The organism is Alteromonas sp. ABH4_452, from assembly GCF_056311825.1.
The window spans coordinates 4,299,454-4,314,346 of record NZ_CM149973.1 but is presented as its reverse complement, the minus strand read 5'-3'; the positions used below and the strand labels follow the sequence as shown (position 1 = coordinate 4,314,346).

At 42.6% G+C, this 14,893-nt stretch carries 20 protein-coding genes and 1 pseudogene; 4 read left to right on the top strand and 17 right to left on the bottom strand.

Annotated features, from left to right (window positions below; translation table 11 throughout):
- Positions 1-17: 17 nt before the first annotated feature.
- The 7 genes and pseudogenes from ACYX4N_RS18495 to ACYX4N_RS18465 all read right to left on the bottom strand — a co-directional run bounded on the left by ACYX4N_RS18495 (position 18) and on the right by ACYX4N_RS18465 (position 2,971).
- Positions 18-347: a zinc ribbon domain-containing protein YjdM gene (locus tag ACYX4N_RS18495; protein WP_476055072.1), complete on the bottom strand. Its 330-nt coding sequence runs from the start codon at positions 345-347 to the stop codon at positions 18-20.
- Positions 348-371: 24 nt separating this feature from the next.
- Positions 372-572, bottom strand: a pseudogene (locus ACYX4N_RS18490) (GNAT family N-acetyltransferase); the annotation flags it as partial.
- Between the two features lie 120 nt (positions 573-692).
- Positions 693-1,127 carry an energy transducer TonB gene (locus ACYX4N_RS18485; protein WP_476055071.1) on the bottom strand — a complete coding sequence of 145 codons (435 nt, stop codon included), beginning with the start codon at positions 1,125-1,127 and terminating at the stop codon, positions 693-695.
- 119 nt (positions 1,128-1,246) lie between these two features.
- Positions 1,247-1,531, bottom strand: a complete 285-nt coding sequence (locus tag ACYX4N_RS18480) for a hypothetical protein (RefSeq protein ID WP_476055070.1) — start codon at positions 1,529-1,531, stop codon at positions 1,247-1,249.
- Between the two features lie 82 nt (positions 1,532-1,613).
- Positions 1,614-1,910, bottom strand: a complete 297-nt coding sequence (locus tag ACYX4N_RS18475; protein ID WP_476055069.1) for a hypothetical protein — start codon at positions 1,908-1,910, stop codon at positions 1,614-1,616.
- Between the two features lie 555 nt (positions 1,911-2,465).
- Positions 2,466-2,693 carry a hypothetical protein gene (locus tag ACYX4N_RS18470; RefSeq protein ID WP_476055068.1) on the bottom strand — a complete coding sequence of 76 codons (228 nt, stop codon included), beginning with the start codon at positions 2,691-2,693 and terminating at the stop codon, positions 2,466-2,468.
- A gap of 38 nt (positions 2,694-2,731) precedes the next feature.
- Entirely contained in the window at positions 2,732-2,971 is a 240-nt protein-coding gene (locus tag ACYX4N_RS18465; RefSeq protein WP_476055067.1) for a hypothetical protein, read from the bottom strand.
- 226 nt (positions 2,972-3,197) lie between these two features.
- On the opposite strand from ACYX4N_RS18465, the gene ACYX4N_RS18460 reads away from it, so the two are divergent.
- Together ACYX4N_RS18460 and ACYX4N_RS18455 are read left to right on the top strand one after the other, a co-directional pair.
- Entirely contained in the window at positions 3,198-3,440 is a 243-nt protein-coding gene (locus ACYX4N_RS18460) for a type II toxin-antitoxin system ParD family antitoxin (protein WP_014978218.1), read from the top strand.
- A complete protein-coding gene (locus ACYX4N_RS18455; RefSeq protein ID WP_476055066.1) occupies positions 3,437-3,676 on the top strand; it encodes a type II toxin-antitoxin system RelE/ParE family toxin in 240 nt (79 codons plus the stop codon). The genes ACYX4N_RS18460 and ACYX4N_RS18455 overlap by 4 nt, the downstream gene beginning before the upstream one ends.
- Before the next feature lie 131 nt (positions 3,677-3,807).
- Here the strand turns inward: ACYX4N_RS18455 and ACYX4N_RS18450 are convergent, their stop codons facing one another.
- The 3 genes from ACYX4N_RS18450 to ACYX4N_RS18440 all read right to left on the bottom strand — a co-directional run bounded on the left by ACYX4N_RS18450 (position 3,808) and on the right by ACYX4N_RS18440 (position 4,899).
- Entirely contained in the window at positions 3,808-4,074 is a 267-nt protein-coding gene (locus ACYX4N_RS18450) for a DUF2442 domain-containing protein (protein ID WP_474808924.1), read from the bottom strand.
- Positions 4,055-4,291, bottom strand: a complete 237-nt coding sequence (locus ACYX4N_RS18445; RefSeq protein WP_474808922.1) for a DUF4160 domain-containing protein — start codon at positions 4,289-4,291, stop codon at positions 4,055-4,057. Before ACYX4N_RS18445 ends, ACYX4N_RS18450 begins: the two co-directional genes overlap by 20 nt.
- A gap of 149 nt (positions 4,292-4,440) precedes the next feature.
- On the bottom strand, positions 4,441-4,899 hold the full coding sequence (locus tag ACYX4N_RS18440) for a hypothetical protein (RefSeq protein WP_474808919.1): 459 nt from the start codon (positions 4,897-4,899) through the stop codon (positions 4,441-4,443).
- A 215-nt stretch (positions 4,900-5,114) separates the two neighbouring features.
- Here ACYX4N_RS18440 and ACYX4N_RS18435 point away from each other — a divergent pair, with 215 nt between their 5' ends.
- The gene (locus ACYX4N_RS18435; RefSeq protein ID WP_476055064.1) at positions 5,115-6,164 is read left to right on the top strand and encodes an IS110 family RNA-guided transposase; all 1,050 of its coding nucleotides are present in this window, start codon (positions 5,115-5,117) and stop codon (positions 6,162-6,164) included.
- Between the two features lie 463 nt (positions 6,165-6,627).
- Here the strand turns inward: ACYX4N_RS18435 and ACYX4N_RS18430 are convergent, their stop codons facing one another.
- The 5 genes from ACYX4N_RS18430 to ACYX4N_RS18410 form a co-directional block, all read right to left on the bottom strand.
- Positions 6,628-7,269 (bottom strand): hypothetical protein, encoded by a 642-nt coding sequence (locus ACYX4N_RS18430; protein ID WP_476055063.1) that lies wholly within the window; start codon positions 7,267-7,269, stop codon positions 6,628-6,630.
- A gap of 141 nt (positions 7,270-7,410) precedes the next feature.
- Complete coding sequence (locus ACYX4N_RS18425) at positions 7,411-7,902, bottom strand: hypothetical protein (protein ID WP_476055062.1); 492 nt, start codon at positions 7,900-7,902, stop codon at positions 7,411-7,413.
- 787 nt (positions 7,903-8,689) lie between these two features.
- Entirely contained in the window at positions 8,690-9,055 is a 366-nt protein-coding gene (locus tag ACYX4N_RS18420) for a DUF7674 family protein (RefSeq protein ID WP_476055061.1), read from the bottom strand.
- Positions 9,056-9,173: 118 nt separating this feature from the next.
- A complete protein-coding gene (locus ACYX4N_RS18415) occupies positions 9,174-9,500 on the bottom strand; it encodes an antibiotic biosynthesis monooxygenase family protein (RefSeq protein ID WP_218420011.1) in 327 nt (108 codons plus the stop codon).
- 134 nt (positions 9,501-9,634) lie between these two features.
- Positions 9,635-9,970: a hypothetical protein gene (locus ACYX4N_RS18410; RefSeq protein ID WP_476055060.1), complete on the bottom strand. Its 336-nt coding sequence runs from the start codon at positions 9,968-9,970 to the stop codon at positions 9,635-9,637.
- A 243-nt stretch (positions 9,971-10,213) separates the two neighbouring features.
- On the opposite strand from ACYX4N_RS18410, the gene ACYX4N_RS18405 reads away from it, so the two are divergent.
- Positions 10,214-11,182, top strand: coding sequence for an integron integrase (locus tag ACYX4N_RS18405; RefSeq protein WP_476055058.1), 969 nt, complete (start codon positions 10,214-10,216; stop codon positions 11,180-11,182).
- 80 nt (positions 11,183-11,262) lie between these two features.
- Here ACYX4N_RS18405 and fadA read toward each other — a convergent pair whose 3' ends face one another.
- Complete coding sequence (fadA, locus tag ACYX4N_RS18400) at positions 11,263-12,426, bottom strand: acetyl-CoA C-acyltransferase FadA (RefSeq protein ID WP_014948145.1); 1,164 nt, start codon at positions 12,424-12,426, stop codon at positions 11,263-11,265.
- Positions 12,427-12,444: 18 nt separating this feature from the next.
- Positions 12,445-14,595 carry a fatty acid oxidation complex subunit alpha FadB gene (gene fadB, locus ACYX4N_RS18395; RefSeq protein WP_476055057.1) on the bottom strand — a complete coding sequence of 717 codons (2,151 nt, stop codon included), beginning with the start codon at positions 14,593-14,595 and terminating at the stop codon, positions 12,445-12,447.
- Positions 14,596-14,893: the final 298 nt, after the last annotated feature.

Here is a 14,893-nt window from a genome sequence, read left to right as displayed (position 1 = left end):
TTTCAATAAAGCGTGGTTTATGCCTTTTTAACAAACTGCGCGGTAAGCACCATCTCACCTGCACCATCTACTTTACAATCTAGCTGGTGGTCTTTGGCATCTTTCACATGACGGATAACCGCTTTGGTACCAATTTTAAGTACCAGCGAACTGCCTTTTACTTTCAAATCTTTTGCTAACGTTATCTTGTCACCAGCAACTAGCGGCGTACCGTTATAATCTTTTGCAGAGACTTCTTCTTCAACATCGTTCGGGTTCCACTCGTGTCCACATTCAGGGCAAATAAGTAGAGACTGGTCTTCGTATACATATTCTGATTGGCAATGCGGGCAAGGAGGTAACGACATGTGGAATTCTCTTAAAATACTAAATTAAAGCGCTCGGGTCATAAAGTGGCTGTTGGGATCGATTGAATAACTGCCAAATGGACCGCAATCAACAAAACCAAACTTTTTGTATAGGGTTCTGGCCGCTAAAAAGTAGTCTTGCGTTCCTGTTTCTAAATTTACCGAACTAAACCCTTTTATTTTCGCATGTTCTAGGGCAAAAAGTAATAACTGAGACGCCACACCACATCCGCTGAAGGTTTGTAGTTCGAAAGAAAGTAATTTTCATAGTTATAACTACACCTCAAATTCCTCTTTTACTACAAACTCAAACATAACGATAAACATCGGTATATCCTCCAGTCGCTATTCGCAAGCCACTGCGGCTTGTTTCTTACACTTTGAAATAGATTCTGCCTCTGTATTACCACCCATGCAGAAATCTAACCTCAATAGCTTTTCTTCGCGGGTCGGAGATTTGCTTTTAGCCAATGTCCACTCCCAATCTTGAATAACTTTCGTTACCGGTTTAGAAATAACCTTTTTAGGTACTGAACTTATAAGCTCAATGCTTTCGGTCAAGCCATTTTCGTCCACTATTACTTTAAATACTCCGCAGCCAACAATGCCTTTTCTTGCTAATTCAACGGGGTAGCGTGGCATAAATTGCTTTTCTCTCAACCAAGTGGTTTCAGTAATTGTTGGCTTTAGATGTGTCAACTCCACAGAAGCATAATTAACTGCTGCGAGTGTGCCAGTAGATAAAAAATAGATGACGAAGAGTAAATTATTATAGTTCATACAACCTTCCTTAGTGGGTTCAAAAAACATTCGCATAAAAAACTCAAGTACGGCTTCTATGGACGGAGCGATGGGGCGAAGTCTAATGTAGCGTGTCAGTTTACGAAGAGACTTTATTGTTACGTGCGTGCATTGTCAGACCCACAGACAAATGTTTCTTCACCCAGATGGTAGACATTATTGATAGCTACGTATGTGCCAGAAATAACACCTGATATGGGGAGTAGTACGAGGCCACTAATTGAATAGAAGGTATTGGTATCCTCAAATCCATTAATAACTTTAAGGGTTTTGCGGTCCGACGATATCTCACACTTGTTCACTTTTGCCGTATCGGTTTCTGGAACGACTACACAAGCACTAAGCAAAGGCATGCTTAAAATTAATAATGCGAGTAATTTCACCAAATAATTCCTTTTATCTCTCGTCACACAGATTAGCACATATTTTCGCCTAGCCCACAAAGAGGGGGAACTAGGCTCTTTGTTATGCATACATTATTGAGCCAGCACACAAAAGTAAAAAAGCGCAAAGAAAATATTTACTACTCACTGAGTTGAAGCTTACATTTTGTTTAAACCAAACCTTTACTGGCATGGTTAACATATACGGCGATAACAACAATCCGCGTAATAAACATAAGACGCCCAATGTCATGGTGATAGAACCGGAGTTCAGTGTCTTAGTGTTTTGGTAAGCGACAGCTTCTATAAGAATCACGGCTGCCATAGCTACTTTGATTAAAATTGCAGCCCTTTGGACTTTAATTGCTTCGTATTCCATTGCGAATAAATCCTAATAGCACTTATAACATCCATTAAGGGGCAGTAATGTATAGATTGAATACCTCTTAATCATCTAACAGAGTGCGATGAATTGAGATTATAGGATCTTCCTTATACAGCTAATGCCCCGCAGAACTGATTTGATATGTAGCCTTCTATCCTTGAGTGTATTTTTGTTCGCAAGAAACAACCGCAGCGCATAAGCCGCTAACAACTAGAAAGCAAATAGTAGCGGAAAATGTGCCTATGCTAACGAATAAACAAGTTTCTCTAACTCTAGGGTCGACAACAAAAGCTGCGCCCCATAGTAGAACAGTAAAAAAAGAGAATATATAAGCGAAAATACCAAGAGCTCTAGCTGCGAATAAAAGAGTGGGTAGGTTTACAGTTTGTATCGTTTGGTAAGGGTAAAGTTTCATAAAAGTCCTTCTACATAATGCAAAAATTCATAGCCACATAGCGTTTAAATAACGGGCGTAGGCGTGTGGGGCATAACGGGGAAACCGCCCCACGAGTATATTTCCCCGCTTGCGAAACGAGTGTGTCGATTGCTTTATTTCGGTGCATTCATGAAATTACCGTTTTCTTCTACATCTTTCTTAAGAACCAAAACAATCAAAAATATTAGCGATAGGGGCGGGATAAAAGCCGTGAAAAAACCAATCACGGAGGTTACGACAGGTGTGGTGGTTTTACGCTTTCCGAGATAATAGCCAGCTACAGTCATGAGTATTGCTAAAACGATTATGATTTGACCGAAAAGTGTCGCGTTGATATTCATAAATAATTCCTTCTACTTGTGATAATTTTGGTAGCACATTACTTCATCGCCTTTTCTCGTGCTTTGATTCTTTGAGCCAAATGCTGTGGCAAAGAAGAGGTTACTTCTTTTTTATCACTGCTATTTTTAATGCATAAAACAATGCCGGCAATGAGAGGCAAAAATAATCCAAAGAAGAACCAGAGCCAAGCATTCCTGCCAGTCTCTTGAGCCCAGTATGCGCAAAAAATACCAAATAAGAAACTGACCATGCCCTGAGTTGCAAAATTATGTTCCATTTAAATAGGCTCCTTTTCTTAAATAATGAAAATGATTTTTGGGGTTAGCCAAGAAGTACCTAACTTTTAAATAACGGGTATAGGTATGTGGGGCATAATAGCGAAGCCTTCCCAGATGTATGCGCCCCAGCGAACCTGCGAGCGGCTTAATGTGATTGTTATGCGCTATTGACTTACAACGCGTAAGTACCATAATTAGGTATATATTGGTACTTGGAGAAAGCAGATGGCTAAAAACACCAGCATTACCCTTGGAGACCATTTTGATGGCTTCATTGCTAGCCAAATTCAAACTGGTCGGTATGGTTCAGCAAGCGAGGTGATTCGTTCAGCTCTTCGCTTGCTAGAAACACAGGAAACCAAATTAAACACTCTGCGTCAATTACTTGTAGCAGGTGAAGAAAGCGGCGAAGCTGAATACGACCTTGAGCATCTGATATCAGAACTAGACGGTGAATTAAAAGAGTGAAACCGGTTAAGTTAACCGTACTAGCAAAATCAGATCTCAAAGATATTGCATTGTTTACTCAACGGAAATGGGGCCGACAACAGCGTAATGTATATCTTAAACAATTCGACGATTCATTTTGGATGTTGTCAGAAAATCCTGATATTGGTAAAAGCTGCGACGAAATAAGAGATGGATACAGAAAATTTCCTCAAGGTAGCCATGTTATTTTCTACAAACAAACGGGCAGTCAGTAAATTCTGATCATAAGAATCCTTCATAAAAGTATGGATGTAAATCCTGTACGCTTTGGCGCATAACTTTTAAGTGGGGCATAATGGCGAAGCCGCCCTGCGTATATGCGTCCCAGCGAACGAAGTGAGTGTGTTTATTGATTTGTTATCTTCTTTCCTTGATTGCCCAAAAGAAGACCATTAACACTTAAGTCCTCGTCCAATTGAGGCCAATGAATACCTTCGCCATCACCCAGTATCTCCCAATCTTTAAGTTGATCTGCAGTCGCAGATGAAAGCGATGGAAACCAAGCTAAAGGAACAGAAAGAGAGCGGCCATCAATTAGACTGATAATAAGTGAATCTGAGTCAAAACTAACTGAGTGAGCAAGAGGGTGATGTTCAACTGCTAAAATAGCCATTCCAAGCCTCCAAAAATGTTTCTTTATTTTCGACCACCATTTGCTCGAGTTTTCTTAACTCTTTCGGTGGAAAACGAGTAGAGCTAGCTAAAGCAACGGGCTTTAACCAGAATTTAGCAAGCATCTTCTCTCGCTGAATATGAATGTGTGCGGGTTCACCGTTTTCATTACTATAAAAGAAGAAACGATAAGGCCCTAATCTTAATACTGTCGGCATACAGTAAGATTATCGCAGAAGAGCACATATGCCAATTGGAAGATAACTTTTCAATAACGGGCGCAGACATGTGGGGCATAATGGCGAAGCGGCCCTGCGTGTTAGCGTCCCAACGAGCGACAGCGAGTGACTTTATTTGGTTGTTATGTTCAATTTTCATCGGGTAACCTTATTAATGTCAAAAAGGCTTTTAGCAAACCCCAGATAAAGCAAACTACTCCAACCATTAGGACAAAGGCCAGAATCAAATGCTGATTTATAAACAATGAGTGGCTATCGCCCATAAATGGCGCCGAAGCAAAGATAAAAAATACGCCAAGAAAAATATATCCTATAGCTTCCAAATACGGCCGCTGACCTTCTGATAGTCTTAGTATCTCTGAAAGCTCTCTGTTTAACCAATTTGATTCGGGCAGAAATACACTAAACAGGCTTGTTGCCACGCTGAATCCGGACCAGCTGGCTACTACCAACGAAGTGATGAATATGGTTGTCGGAGAGTTGTGTCTTGAAAAATACTCTTCATTATTTCCAATGGATTCAAGGCAGAAGTATGCAAGAAGAACGCTTAAGGCCAATATCACAAAATTTAAAGCTATCTTTTTCATATTCTGAATTTAATTCATCCTTGATTGAACATAACATCCCACTAAGGGGCGATAACACATGGGCTAAAATTAGGAACGAAGTGGCGCAGCCCATGTGTTAGCGTCCCAGCGAGCGAAGCGAGAGGCTTAAGTGTCTTGATAATCATTGAGCCTCCTCCCTATCAGCATAAACTGAGTTTATCCTAATAGGCGACCAAACCAAGGGAGAAAACTCAATGAACTTTTATACTAATACACATCCGTACTATTGTGGAATCGATCTTCACACCAGACTGCTTTATGTCTGCATTATTGATAATGAGAACAACATTCTTGTTCACGAAAAAATAGATGATTCACCCGATAAACTGTTAGCGCTTTTAAAGCCATATCTGGGCAATATTGTTGTTGGTGTTGAATGTATGCACTGCTGGTATTGGGTATCCGACTTTTGTGAAGAGCATAATATTGATTTCATTCTTGGCCATGCGCTTTATATGAAGGCCATTCATGCAGGTAAAACGAAGAACGACAAAATTGACGCACTAAAAATAGCGAAGCTAATGCGCGGTGGGAACTTCCCACTCGCGCATGCTTATTCAAAGGAGCATCGCTCTATTCGAGATGCGCTTCGCCGTCGCACCCACATAATGAGAATGAGTGCTCAGCTGAAAGCGCATGTTGCTAGCACAGTTAGTCAATATAACTTACCCGCTTTAGAAACGCGGTTAGATTTAAGAAACTCACCTGATAGAGAAAAGATGCGCCACTTCTTTCCAGACGAAGCAGTGCAAAAGAGCATGGATTTAAACCTAAATATTATCGAAACCATGGTGAGTGAGCTCTACAAGATTGAGCATTATGTAAAGACACAGGCACAAACACACTGTGCAACAGATTTACATATTCTAAAGTCGTTTTCAGGTATCGGGAAAATTTTAGCCCTCACCATTTTGTATGAAGTTGGTGATATTAAACGGTTTCCATCAGTTCAGAAGTTTGCCTCGTATTCACGGTTAGTAAAATGCAAAGCTGAGTCGGCCGGTAAAACGCATGGTACGCAGGGAAATAAGATTGGTAATGCTCATTTAAAATGGGCATTTAGTGAAGCAGCAGTGTTGTACCTTAAAGGTAATGACAATGCGAAACGATATCTAGCCAAGCTTCAAAAGCGAATGAGCAAGGCGAAGGCTTTATCTGCACTCGCTCATAAAATTGGGCGATGTACTTACTTTATGTTAAAGAACCAGCAGGTATTCGATGAAGAGCGCTTTTTAAACGGGTAAGTCGCACAGTGGCATGAGCTTAAACATCTAACTGGTTAAATGGTGAGTATCTCTTTTATCGCAAAGTACTCTGCAAAAACAGTATCGATAAATATACCGATATGCCAAAACCTGTTGGTTTGATTAGACATGCGACTGTTGCGCATCTCTACCTTTTTACGAATTTGCTTACACCTTCACTGAACCTGATACTAACTGGTCAATGCAGCCACTTAGATTTGAATAGGACAGAGGAAGGTTAACCGATGAATGTCTAGTGCCGTTGCCAGTCAAAAGGAATTGAAAAGAGCAACAACAAGAGCCGGTGACCGGCGCAGCTCTATATGTGTTTGACGTAGGCAATTTGCCTAACTTCAGCCATGACAGACGAAGTAAACGAGTTCTAAAAAGGCTACGGTATTGATCTTGAAATAGCGGTCAAAGGGCTATCTTTTTTCATTGACAGCCCGGAGGCTCATATGTGTTATATTTGTGTTTCATCGGAGAGCCAAAAAAATAACCTATCTCTTTCTAATTTTAGATTTAGACTAAAAAAACACTTGTCCAATGCGATACAGGCGTTATTAGATAATATAGCAACAATTCTATGTTTCGAAGATTGCAGTGCATGAGTATAGTGAGGTTCTTTATTAGCTGATAATCCAGCCAATATTGGACCAATAGCTGTCCAAAGATCGAAAGCAAGCCTATAATTACTTCTGAGCGTAGTTACCTTTGATCTAATCCGACTGCTTCTTGCATTATCTTCGTTAATTTCTTGAGAAAGAAGTATCAATTCATCGATAGCTGTCGCGCCGGACTCCGTAACGGTGTTTAGATCATGTTCGATTTTATTTAAATAAAAATCCAAGTCTTTTCGCGCTTCTTGAATATACGCTTGGTCACAATGATACTTGTCCATCTGGTATTGTGACTTAGATTGCTGAGCGAGAATTAAAAAAGCTAGCAAGGCGACAAGTGGTGAATAAATACCAGAAAAGTATGTCCCCAATTCAGCCCAATTGTGATGTTCTTTCCATAAGCCAAATCCAAACTTATAAGTGTAAAGAATAATTGGAAGAAAGAACAAAACAGTTAAGAACGATATTTGCAAATTCCTTTTCATAGATTTGTTCCTCTAAAAATATAACACCCGCATAACGGGCAAAAATATGTAGGCTATAATACCGAGCGAAGCGAGGGAAGCCTACGTGTTTTTGTCCCAAGGAGCGCCAGCGACTGAGTTAATGCGCTTGTTATATTTACATTACTCTAATACTTGGCTTAAGTACGGTTCTATATTTCCGCTTTCATCATTAGCTGATTTAACCTCCAGAATGAAGATAGATAGAGCAAACCAACCAATAGCAAAACCATAGTTGAATACCCAAAATAGAATTAAAGCGGGAATACCGCACCAAATTAAAATTGTCAGTATTCGACTTTTCACATTCAACGGTGCGTCTTGTCGATAGAGCTTTACAGCATTATTCACAATCTCAACTTTCTTACTGTGCTTGAGATTCTTTAATCTTTTGTCTTCATACAGCTTAAAATGGAACACTGAACCTCCTTGTAAATATAACATTAAGCTAAGCGGCGCAGTTGCGTGGGGCATAATGGCGAAGCCGCCCCGCGTAAAAGCGTCCGAGCGACCGAAGGGAGTGGTCTTAAGGGCCTTGTTATAAGCAAAGCCAGTTCCTTTGGTCCTTTTAAAAACTGTTGAAGCCAGCATACGATTGATTGTTAACGCAGACAAGCAAAACGACTGTGCAGTGATGGTTTTGATTTAACTGAAGCTAGCCGCCATTTGAGCTATAAAGTGTAGTGGCGCTTGCTGGCTGAAAATAAGAACTAGAAGGTAAAGCGCCTATTACACCACCTTTGAATTGAAAGCGGCGGATTTAAACCTACCACAAGCTAGAGCGATGCTAATGAAAATAGGTGAGGGTAGTTGCACTGAGGTTTTTATAGAGCCAAACGCAGTTTAGGCTGACGCCTTATAACATTAAGCTAAGCGGCGCATTTGCGTGGGGCATCATGGCGAAGCCGCCCCGCGTAAATGCGTCCGAGCGACCGAAGGGAGTGGTCTTTAGCGCTTTGTTAGAAGCAGAGCCAGTTCCTTTGGTCTGTTTAAAAACTGATGAAGCCAGCATACGATTGATTATTAACACAAACAAGCAAAACGACTGTGCACTAGTGTTTTTAATTTAGCTTAAGCTAGCCGCCATTTGAACTGTCGAACGCATTGGCGCTTGTAGACGTTGAATAATAACTTGGCGATAAAGCGCCTAATGCGCAACCTTTGAATTGAAAGCGGCGGATTTAAACCTACCACAAGCCAGAGCGATGCTTATAAAAACAGGTGAGGGTAGTTGTACGGGGATTTTTATAAAGCCAAACGAAGTTTAGGCTGACGCCTTATAACTTTTAAATAAGGGGCGTAAACATGTGGGCTAAAATCCGAGCGAAGTGAGCAGCCCACATGTTTGCGTCCCAGCCCGCGCAGCGGGCGAACTTGATTTTTTTGTTAGGTGCGTGCATTTTTAAACCACTACCCTAGGTGGTTTACCATGAAAGTCCAAGTACAATTTTCTGAGATTATCTGGTACGAGAGGCCAGCCACGTTCAATACCTTCTTTGGTACCTTTCCAGAATAAGTGCTCTGTATAATATACATCTATGTACTCGAATTCCGCCTTGGTTGCAGTATCTAGTTTCTCGCTCATGTACTGCAACTGCTCAAGTGCTTCTTCTAAGTCGCCTTGGTTTAACAAAATAGTTGTCAAATTTGCGAACTCTTCCATTAGAAATGTAAGCGCCCAACTCTCATGTTTTTCCATAAGAGGAACAACGTTAGGAAATTTAGTACGTATTTCTTTTGAGAATCGTCTTATTTCTGATTTAGCCATTAATTTCCCAGAAGCACCTAACTTTTAAATAAGGGGCGCAGGCACGTAGGGCATAATGGCGAAGCCGCCCTGCGTGTTTGCGTCCCAGCCCGCGCAGCGGGCGAGCTTAATTTTTTTGTTATACATCAAAGCGTCTACGGTGTAAGTAATCGATCTCCACCTCCATTTCATGGATCGTTCTGGTGGATTCTAAATTAAGACTTTCATGCATCAACTGTCGTTGTTTTTCGTAGTTTTCACTCATTTTTATATTTGATGCTTTACGGTACGTTTCTTCGTTAGGCCACTGTGCATAGGCAATGAAAGCACCATTTTTGTCGCGATGTAGCCGTGAACCCAGGCTACCTTTGAAAAGGTAAATGCCCTGTGTGACTTTTGGCCAAGCGGCTAGAAATTGGTCTTTACAGCCATCCTTGACTACAAATTCAAACATTACGATAAACATAAAGTGTCCTCCTTGATGTATAACTTTCCAATAACGGGCGCAGACATGTGGGGCATAATGGCGAAGCCGCCCCGCTTGTATGCGTCCCAGCGAACGTAGTGAGTGTGTTGATTGGGTTGTTATATGCGCTGTATTTAAGAGCCATTATTACGATCTATCTTTGTTGCTATTGGCCAACCATACGCCACAAAAAATAAAAACCAACCAGATACAAGCCATGCATGTGCTTGTGGAAATACATTTGAAATGGTCCCAGCAACAAGACCAGAAGACAAAATAACAATTATGTATCTATTAGCTGAAGCCTGTTGAGACCGTAATTCCTTAAAATAGGGGTCGAGAAAAACTAATAAAATTGCTACTAAATATAGCGGAACAGCCCACTCTATAAGTGATTTAAAAAGAGCAGCTGTAGGTATAATAAGGACAGCACCACAATACATCCATTTTCTGCTATTAAATACTTCCATTTTTCAAGCTACCACAAGCATATAACAATTTAGTGTAAGGAAAAAACCCTTTATACAAGGCGGATAGTTTCCATATATCACATTTATAGTTTTCTTACTTTCGCACGTAAATACCCTTTCATCAATAACCTACACTTAGTATCTGAAAATACTGCACTTAAGTACGGAATCTTTCCTTTTTATTTTACGGTCGCATCAAAAACCGTAATTCTGTATTTATTTACAGTAATTAAAATCAAAAAAATGAAATCAATGTTCATGCAAATGGTGATAGAGCATATGCACAACCGTCGCTATGCGAAGCGTTCGATAGAACTCTATAGTAAATGGATAATTAGCTTTATTCGCTTCAACAACAATAGGCACCCATCTGAAATGGGAGACCAAGAAGTTGAAGTGTTTCTGTCTCACCTAGTTAACGCTAAAAACGTAGCTCCAGCTACTCAGGCTAGCGCGCTAAATGCACTGGCGTTCTTGTATCGCGATATATTAGAACGCCCACTTTCTTGCGAACTCAACTTTGTTTTAAGTCGTCGGCAAGCCAAGCTTCCAGTTGTATTAACGCAGGAAGAGGTCGTTTCTCTTTTCGAGCAAATCCCTGCCAACTTAAAATTGCCCATATCTTTACTTTACGGAAGTGGGCTGCGACTAATGGAAGCGGTTAGACTACGAGTTAAAGATATTGATTTTGACTACAACGCTATTCGCATATGGGATGGGAAAGGCGGTAAGCATCGCATTGTAACCTTGGCTGCGGAATTAAAACCGGGTCTTACACGACAAATCGGTATGGTAGAAAGCTTCTTGGCGGCTGATTTAGAAAATCCTAAATACGCAGGCGTTTATCTACCTCACCGATTACGTTTGAAATATAAAAACGCGCCCAGAGAGTTAGGCTGGCATTATTTGTTTCCCTCTTCTCGATTATCTGTCGATCCTGAAAGCAAAAGAGTGCGACGGCACCATATTGATGAATCGAGTATACAAAAAGCAATTCGAAACACGGCTAAAGCCTGCGACATCAAGAAAAAAGTAACGCCTCACACGCTGCGCCACTCTTTTGCAACCCATTTGTTGCAATCGGGTGCTGACATTAGAACGGTGCAAACACAGTTAGGTCATTCAGACGTAAAGACAACGCAAATTTATACTCACGTACTGCAGCAAGGTGCGCAGGGGGTGGTAAGTCCTTTATCTCGTGTTTTGAAGTAACCTGAAGAGTAATTAAAACCAACAAAAAAGGGCCCGAAGGCCCTTTTCAAAATTTAGCTGTTAAACGCTAGCTAAAACGCTTATACACGCTCAAATACGGTAGCAATACCTTGGCCTAAACCAATACACATAGTCGCTAAGCCTAGGCTTACATCTTGTGATTCCATTAGGTTGATAAGCGTACCCGAGATACGTGAACCAGAGCAACCTAGTGGGTGACCAAGTGCAATTGCACCACCGTTAAGGTTAATCTTAGTATCTAGGTGGTCCATCCAACCTAGTTGCTTAATGCAAGATAGTGCCTGTGCCGCGAACGCTTCGTTGAACTCAGCAAGTTCAATATCGTCCATAGTAAGGCCAGCACGCTTAAGAGCTTTCTGTGTTGCTGGAACTGGGCCATAACCCATAATTGCCGCATCACAACCAGCCACTGCCATAGAGCGAATTTTCGCACGTGGCGTTAGGCCAAGCTCTTTCGCACGGTCTGCCGACATAAGCAGCATACCAGATGCTCCGTCAGACAGCGCAGAAGACGTACCCGCAGTAACGGTTCCGTTAACTGGGTCGAACACTGGGCGAAGTGCGGCCATGCTCTCAGCTGTGCTTTCTGGGCGTACTACTTCATCGTAGTCAATAAGCTTTAATACGCCGTTTGCATCGTGACCTTCAACAGGCACAATCTCGTTAGCCCAGCGGCCTTCAAGGTGTGCTTTGTGCGCTAGCTGATGCGAACGCGCGCCAAATGCGTCTTGTTGCTCACGAGTAATACCGTTTTGACGGCCAAGTAGCTCGGCGGTCATACCCATCATGCCCGACGCTTTTGCCGTGTACTTAGCAAGACCTGGGTGGAAGTCGATGTTGTAGTTCATCGGTACGTGACCCATGTGCTCAACACCACCAATCATGTAAATATCACCGCGGCCGCTCATGATGCCACTTGTTGCATCGTGAAGGGCTTGCATTGATGAACCACATAAACGGTTAACCGTTACCGCGCCAGTTGTGCGTGGAATTTGTGTTAGTAGTTGCGCGTTACGTGCAACGTTGAAGCCTTGTTCTTTAGTTTGCTGAACACAGCCCCAAATGATGTCTTCAATTTCCGCTGGGTTTACGCCAGGGTTACGCTCTAGTAGCGCGGTCATTAGTGCTGCAGATAGGTCTTCTGCACGCACATTTCTGAAAACACCGTTTTTTGAACGACCCATAGGGGTGCGTACGCAATCGATTACGACCACTTCTTTCATTAGTTTTTCCTCCGGGTCTTATGCGAAATAGGATTTACCAGCAGCGGCCATTTCACGAACGCCGTCTGAGATCTGATAAATTGGACCAAGTTCAGCGTACTTGTCTGCCATAGCAACAAAGTTCGCCAAGCCAATGGTTTCAATCCAACGGAAAATACCACCGCGGAATGGAGGGAAACCTAAGCCGTAAAGTAGCGCCATATCTGCTTCAGCTGCGCTATCTACAATGCCTTCTTCCAGGCAGCGAATTGCTTCGTTTGCCATAGGGATCATAAGGCGTGCAATAATGTCGTCAGCTTCAAAGTCTGTCTTCTCTGCTACGTGTGGCGCCATTAGTGCGTATGCTTCTTCAGCAGGTGTTTTCTTAGGCTTGCCGCGCTTATCGACACCGTAGTTGTAGAAACCTTTACCGTTCTTCTGACCTAAACGCTCTTCTTTATAGAAAAGGGTTACCGGGTCGTTGTCTAAACGAGCCATACGCTCTGGAATACCCGCAGCCATCACGTCTGCTGCGTGATCGCCAGTGTCGATACCTACAACGTCCATTAGGTACGCTGGGCCCATAGGCCAGCCGAAGATTTTTTCCATTACTTTATCAACAGCAACAAAGTCAGCGCCGTCGATAAGTAGCTTACTGAAGCCCGCAAAGTATGGGAACAATACGCGGTTTACCAAGAACCCTGGGCAGTCGTTAACCACAATCGGGGTTTTACCCATTTTAAGGGTAGCGGCTACTACTGCATTGATGGTTTCTTCAGAGGTTTTTTCGCCACGAATAATTTCAACAAGCGGCATGCGGTGCACTGGGTTAAAGAAGTGCATACCACAGAAGCGTTCTGGCTTGTCTAGGCTTTCAGCTAGCTGGTTAATAGAGATAGTTGAAGTGTTTGAACAGATGATAGCGTCGTCTGCTACGTTGTCTTCTACTTCCTTAAGTACAATACCTTTTACTTTCGGGTTTTCTACAACCGCTTCAATAACAAGGTCTGCATCTTTAAGCGTGCTGTACTCAAGGGTAGGCGTGATAGCGTTAAGTGTTTGCGCCATTTTAGTCGCGTCAACTTTACCGCGCTGCATGCCTTTACCAAGAATTTTCGCTGCTTCTGAAAGGCCAAGGTCTAGTGCACCTTGATTAATGTCTTTCATGATTACCGGCGTGCCTTTCACAGCGCTTTGGTATGCAATACCGCCACCCATGATGCCCGCACCTAGTACAGCGTTAAGCTTAGACTGCTTAGTGGCGGCTTTCGCCTGCTTTTTACCTTTGCCTTTAACTAGCTGGTCGGCTAGGAAAATACCAATTTGCGCTTTCGCTGCATCGGTTTTCGCAAGGGCTACAAAGCCTTCGTTCTCAAGCTTAAGTGCACCTTCACGGTCTAGGCCCGCTGCTTTTTGAACAGTCTCAACCATTTTGTGAGGAGCTGGGTAATGTTTGCCAGCTTGTGCAAATACCATAGCTTGAGCAGTAGAGAAACTCATCATGGCTTCGTTTTTGTTTAACTGTAGCGGGGCTTTCTTAACTGCACGACGTGCTTGCCAATCAAACTTACCGTCAGCGGCGTCTTTCACCATTGAAAGCGCGCCTTCAACTAGCGCCTCTGGTGCTACAACTGCATCAACTGCACCTTCAGCAAGGGCTTTCGCGCCTTTTCTGTCGCGGCCAGTGGTCATCCACTCAAGGGCATTGTCTGCACCAATAAGGCGAGGTAGACGAACCGTACCACCAAAACCAGGCATAAGGCCTAGCTTAACTTCTGGCAAACCAATTGAAGCGGTGGTGTCAGCAATACGCATGTCACACGCCAATGCCATCTCACAGCCACCACCTAGCGCGAAGCCGTTAACTGCAGCAATGGTAGGGAAAGGTAGGTCTTCGAAGCGGTCGAATACTTGTGACGTATTGGCAACCCACTGTAGTACTTCGGCATCGTCCATAGCGAAAAGGCCAGTGAACTCAGTGATATCAGCACCTACGATAAATGCAGGTTTTGCACTGCGTACTACTAAGCCTTTTACATCGCCTTTAGCAAGTAGGACTTGAGTTGCTTCATCAAGTTCGCTCACGGTTTGGCGGTCGAACTTGTTTACTGAACCTTCGGCGTCGAATACCAGCTCAGCAAAGCCGTCATCTAACAGGCTGACGGAAAGACTTTTGCCTGTGTATATCATTATCATCTCCTTCGGCATTGGCCAGGATGTTAGTGAAGTAATCCAACTAATTTGTAGGGTCGTATGCATTCACTAACGCGTTAGGGTGGCTAGATTCTTTACAAAGCCACACAAAATTTCAACAAAAAATCAAACAAGCGTTTCAATTTGTCTAAGGTAGTGGTCCGATGACTTAAATTCAAGTCTAAATATCGAATTCACACTTCATTTCGGTATTGGTGGTTGTATAATGAGCGTTATTGGCCCAAAGCGCCAATCCAGCAAAAGAATAATCTACAATCATGTCAACTATGTTTGT